The sequence below is a fragment of the Janibacter limosus NBRC 16128 genome, assembly GCF_001570985.1.
GTDB lineage: Bacteria > Actinomycetota > Actinomycetes > Actinomycetales > Dermatophilaceae > Janibacter > Janibacter limosus.
Map to the genome: position 1 here is coordinate 1 of NZ_BCSS01000079.1, position 4447 is coordinate 4447.

Annotated in this window: 7 protein-coding genes and 2 tRNA genes; 4 read left to right on the forward strand and 5 right to left on the reverse strand. The window is 69.1% G+C overall.

What is annotated here, in order from left to right:
• The 3 genes from JLI01S_RS16255 to JLI01S_RS16265 all read right to left on the reverse strand — a co-directional run.
• The coding region (locus tag JLI01S_RS16255) for an energy-coupling factor transporter transmembrane component T family protein (RefSeq protein ID WP_218005539.1) at window positions 1–421 on the reverse strand (421 nt) is incomplete at its 3' end.
• 1 nt (window position 422) lies between these two features.
• Window positions 423–728 carry a PDGLE domain-containing protein gene (locus tag JLI01S_RS17230; RefSeq protein ID WP_068266666.1) on the reverse strand — a complete coding sequence of 102 codons (306 nt, stop codon included), beginning with the start codon at window positions 726–728 and terminating at the stop codon, window positions 423–425.
• Entirely contained in the window at window positions 725–1417 is a 693-nt protein-coding gene (locus JLI01S_RS16265; protein ID WP_068266669.1) for an energy-coupling factor ABC transporter permease, read from the reverse strand. Before JLI01S_RS16265 ends, JLI01S_RS17230 begins: the two co-directional genes overlap by 4 nt.
• A gap of 94 nt (window positions 1418–1511) precedes the next feature.
• On the opposite strand from JLI01S_RS16265, the gene bcp reads away from it, so the two are divergent.
• The 3 genes from bcp to JLI01S_RS16280 all read left to right on the forward strand — a co-directional run bounded on the left by bcp (window position 1512) and on the right by JLI01S_RS16280 (window position 2507).
• Window positions 1512–1982 (forward strand): thioredoxin-dependent thiol peroxidase, encoded by a 471-nt coding sequence (bcp, locus tag JLI01S_RS16270; protein WP_068266672.1) that lies wholly within the window; start codon window positions 1512–1514, stop codon window positions 1980–1982.
• 14 nt (window positions 1983–1996) lie between these two features.
• Window positions 1997–2299 (forward strand): DUF3618 domain-containing protein, encoded by a 303-nt coding sequence (locus JLI01S_RS16275; RefSeq protein ID WP_068266675.1) that lies wholly within the window; start codon window positions 1997–1999, stop codon window positions 2297–2299.
• A gap of 135 nt (window positions 2300–2434) precedes the next feature.
• Window positions 2435–2507 (forward strand) — tRNA-Lys (locus JLI01S_RS16280).
• Between the two features lie 81 nt (window positions 2508–2588).
• On the opposite strand, the gene JLI01S_RS16285 is transcribed toward JLI01S_RS16280, so the two are convergent.
• Window positions 2589–3410 carry a copper resistance CopC family protein gene (locus tag JLI01S_RS16285; RefSeq protein WP_169797355.1) on the reverse strand — a complete coding sequence of 274 codons (822 nt, stop codon included), beginning with the start codon at window positions 3408–3410 and terminating at the stop codon, window positions 2589–2591.
• Window positions 3411–3518: 108 nt separating this feature from the next.
• Here JLI01S_RS16285 and JLI01S_RS16290 point away from each other — a divergent pair.
• Window positions 3519–3591, forward strand: a tRNA-His gene (locus tag JLI01S_RS16290).
• 69 nt (window positions 3592–3660) lie between these two features.
• On the opposite strand, the gene orn is transcribed toward JLI01S_RS16290, so the two are convergent.
• Window positions 3661–4287 carry an oligoribonuclease gene (orn, locus tag JLI01S_RS16295; RefSeq protein ID WP_245634660.1) on the reverse strand — a complete coding sequence of 209 codons (627 nt, stop codon included), beginning with the start codon at window positions 4285–4287 and terminating at the stop codon, window positions 3661–3663.
• Between the last annotated feature and the right edge of the window lie 160 nt (window positions 4288–4447).

Consider the following 4447-nt stretch of genomic DNA (forward strand, 5'->3'; position numbering starts at 1 on the left):
GAGCCAGGCCCGAGACGATGTCGGCGGGTTGGGTGGTCGCCGCCAGCAGCAGCGATGCACCCACACCGAGGGTGCCCTTGGCCAGCAGGTTCCACGCGCCCCACAGTCCCGGCTCGGACAGGGTCAACGGCCCGACGTCGACGCGCGGCCCGGTCGCGACGAGGGGCATGAGCACCGCGAAGACCACGAAGGGCGCCTCGATGAGGAGCCGAGGGGCCAGGTGCCGCACCGGGACGCGGCTGGCGAGCACCACGCCGAGCAGCAGCAGGGCGTGCGCGCCGAAGGCCCACACCGCCTCACGTGGCGTCGCCACGACGGCGATGACGAAGAGCAGGGTCGCGAGGATCTTCAGGTGCGCCGGCACGGTGTGCAGCCACGAGCGGCCGTGGTGGGCCAGCGCGTGGTGGTGCGGCCTCGCCACCTCAGTCCCGGCGGCGGACGACGAGGCGCAGCAGCAGCCACATCAGGGCGCCGGTGAGCAGGACGCCGGCGACACCGGCGAGCCCGCCGGAGAGGAAGCTGCTGTCGACCCCCTTCGTCCCGTAGTCGGCGAAGGGGGAGCCCTCGCTCCCGTGGGCACCGGCTGATTCGGCGAAGCCGAGGCTCTCGGCGACGTGCTCGAGCCCGTCCGGGTGGCCGGACGCCCAGAAGCTCACGATCGCGGCGAGCAGCAGGCAGACGGTCAGGCCGCCGAGGACGAGGGCCCGGGTGGAGATGCGCTGCCTCATCGGGCCACCGCCTCACGGTCGAGGGAGGGTGTCCGGTCGGTGGTGAGGTGCTGCGCGCCGCGCACGAGGTCGGGTCGCACGGACATCACGGCCGAGACGACGAGGAAGGTGATGACCGCTTCGCCGATGCCGATGACGACGTGCCAGGTGATCATCGCGCCGAAGAGGGTGCCCGCCTCGACCGGTGCGGTCCCGCCGACCAGGAAGAGCGCCGCGAAGACTGCAGCGGCCACGGGCACCGACAGCAGGGCGCCGATGGCTGCCGCCACGGGCACCGAGCCGGCGCGCGACGGGAGGACTCGTCGGACGAGGGCGAAGGCCAGCCAGCCGACCCACACGCCGACCAGGGCCATGAGCGTGACATTGGTGCCCAGCGCTGTCAGACCCCCGTCGGCGAAGACCAGCGCCTGCACGAGCAGGACGACCGTGATGCACAGGGTGGCCGTCCACGGTCCGACGAGGACTGCTGCCAGGGCTCCGCCCAGCAGGTGCCCGGAGGTCCCAGCGGCCACGGGGAAGTTGAGCATCTGCGCGGCGAAGACGAAGGTCGCGACGAGGCCCGCGAGGGGAGCGACCCGATCATCGAGGTCGCCACGGCTGCGTCGGAGCGCGAGGGCGACGCCTGCGACGGCCACGACCCCTGTCGCGACCGAGGTCGGGGCGTCGAGGAAACCATCTGGGACGTGCATCGGACTCCTTCGGGATGGCGCGCGCTGGGATAGGTTTGGGGCGCGTCCACCGACCATATTGCACACGCGTGCAGGCACAGGAGAGCGAGGCGAGATGGGCGAGCGACTGACCCCGGGCGATACGGCCCCGGACTTCACCCTGACCGACGACAGCGGGGAGCAGGTGTCGCTGAGCGACTTCCGTGGCAAGCGGGTGATCGTCTACTTCTACCCCGCGGCCATGACCCCGGGGTGCACCAAGCAGGCCTGCGACTTCACCGAGTCCCTCGAGGCGCTGCGCGCCGCGGACACCGAGGTCATCGGCATCTCGCCGGACAAGCCCGACAAGCTCGCGAAGTTTCGCGAGCGCGATGGGTTGAGCATCACGCTGCTGTCCGATGCGGACAAGTCGGTGATGACGGCCTGGGGCGCATATGGTGAAAAGAAGTTGTACGGCAAGGTCGTGCAGGGCGTCATCCGCTCTACGATCGTCGTCGGACAAGATGGTGTGGTCACCCACGCCCAGTACAACGTCAAGGCGACGGGCCACGTGGCCCGTATCCGACGAGACCTCGGCATCGAGTAAGGACGGAACCTCCCGTGAGCAATGACAACCCGAGCATGACCAGGCTCGAGAACGACATCGTCACGACCCGTGACCGGCTCGCCCAGACGATCGACGAGCTGAGCGTGCGCGCGGCTCCCAAGAACGTCATCGCGCGGCAGAAGGAGCAGGCCAGGGCCAGCTTCACCAACGCGACGCGGACCGAGTCCGGCGAGCTGCGCATGGACCGGGTGGCGATCGCTGCCGCGGCCGTCGTCGGGCTCGTCGTGCTCAAGATCGTCTCGGCCAACCGCAAGCACAAGAAGTGGGAGCGTCAGCGCGCCAAGCGTTCCTGGTGACGCACCACGAGAGCAGCGAAGGGGGGTCCCACCAGCCGGTGGGACCCCCCTCGTCATGTGGTCAAGGCTGTGAAGAACCGCACTCTGGCACCGATTTCGTTCTGCGGGCGGGCTGCTGCTAATGTTTCTCCTCGCGCGCCAATAGCTCAATTGGCAGAGCAGCTGACTCTTAATCAGCGGGTTCGGGGTTCAAGTCCCTGTTGGCGCACAGTTCACGAAGGGCCCCATCGCATCGCGATGGGGCCCTTCGCGTGTCGCACGACGGCTCAGCGTCGTGCGGTGGAGCCGCTCAGCCGCGCCACTCCTCGAGGTCGATGTCCTCGTCGTCGTCCTGGCCTCGACCACGGGCGATGAGCCCTGCAGCGGCCAGGAGGACGGCCAGGGCACCCAGCCCGGCGATCCAGACCCAGGTCGGGATGCCGCCGTCGCTGGAGCTGTCGTCGTCGACTGTCGGTGCGGCGCTGGTGCTGGAGGAGCTGCTCGTCCCTGCGGGCGCGGTCGGCTCGGTCTCGCCGTCGGTCGCGCTCGTGGACGAGGACGGCGTGCTCTCGGACGACGAGCTGCTCGTCGGCGCGCTCGTCGAGGTGGCGTCCGAAGTCGAGCTGCTGGTGCTGCTGGCCGGCGGCGGGGGAGTCGAGGTGCTGGGGGCCGAGGAGTCGCTCGACGCGCTCGTGGAGGAGCTCGTCGGCTCGTCGGCGCCGTCGTCACCGGCGGGCGGTGCGTAGGTGAACTTCAGCGAGCCGCTGATCGGGTGCCCATCGGCGCTGACCACCTTGTAGGTCACCGTGTAGGTGTCGGCCTTGAGAGAGGACTGCAGCGGCTGGTAGACGGAGTTGCCGTCGACCTCCAGCTCGCCGTCGGTCGCGTCGGTCGAGCCAGCCTTGACGGTGACCTGGTTCAGACCGCTCTTGATCGGCTCGTTGAACCGCAGCATCACCTCAGGGGGCGTCGCCGTGAGCGTCGATCCGTCCTTGGGGCTGGATGCCTCGAGGCGGGCGTGAGCCGAGGCAGGGGAGGCCATGACGGTCATGGCGACGAGCATCGCTGCGAGAGTGAGGGTCGCGCTCGCAGTGCGGGCGAAGGGGGCGGGAGTGCGGTGTGTGGTGGTCACGGGTCCATCGTGCACGATGACTGGTCTGCGGCCCGGGAGGTGGGTGGTCACGAGCACCCTCTGGGAGCAGGTACGATGGTCCCCGCTGCCCGATGATCCGGGCACATGGTGGGTATAGCTCAGCTGGTAGAGCATCGCCTTGTGGTGGCGAGGGCCGCGGGTTCAAGTCCCGTTACTCACCCTGACAAAAGAAGGCCCCCGGTTCGCCGGGGGCCTTCTTCACGTCATGGGCGTTGCGTCGTGGCCTGGCTCAGCTGACCTGGTACTTCGCCGCGATCTGCTTCAGCTCGGCACTCTCGAGACCGGGCTGGGGGCGGAAGACGGCCTCACGGTAGTAGCGCAGCTCGGCGATCGACTCGGTGATGTCGGCCAGCGCGCGGTGACCGCCGTTCTTGTCCGGTGAGGCGAAGTAGGCCCGCGGGTACCAGCGTCGTGACAGCTCCTTGATCGAGGAGACGTCGATCATCCGGTAGTGGAGGTGGCCCTCGAGCGAGGGCATGTCCCGAGCGAGGAAGGCACGGTCGGTTGCGACGCTGTTGCCACCGAGCGGGGCCTTGGCGGCGTCGGGGACGAACTGCTTGATGTGCGCCAGGACAGCCTCCTCGGCCTCCTGCAGCGTCGTGCCGTCGGCGAGGATGTCGAGCAGCCCGGAGGTGGTGTGCATGTCGCGCACGAAGTCGTTCATCTGTGTCAGTGCGGCCTCCGGGGGACGGACGATGATGTCGATCCCGTCGTCGAGCTGGTTGAGCTCGTAGTCAGTGATGAGGGCCGCGACCTCGATGAGCGCATCATGCTCGAGCGAGAGCCCGGTCATCTCGCAGTCGATCCAGACGATGCGTTCGGACGAGGACGGAGTCGAAGAAGTCACGGCGTTCACCATAGCGACCGGATCGACGTCGGCTGCGTCACTGGGGAGTTCTACCCACCGACAACAGGCACGTGCCTCGGTTAGCGTGGCGCCATGAGCTCGACTCCGCCCCCGCCTCCGCCCGGTCAGCCGCCGGCGCCCGCGGGTCCGCCCCGGCCCCCGTCGCCGG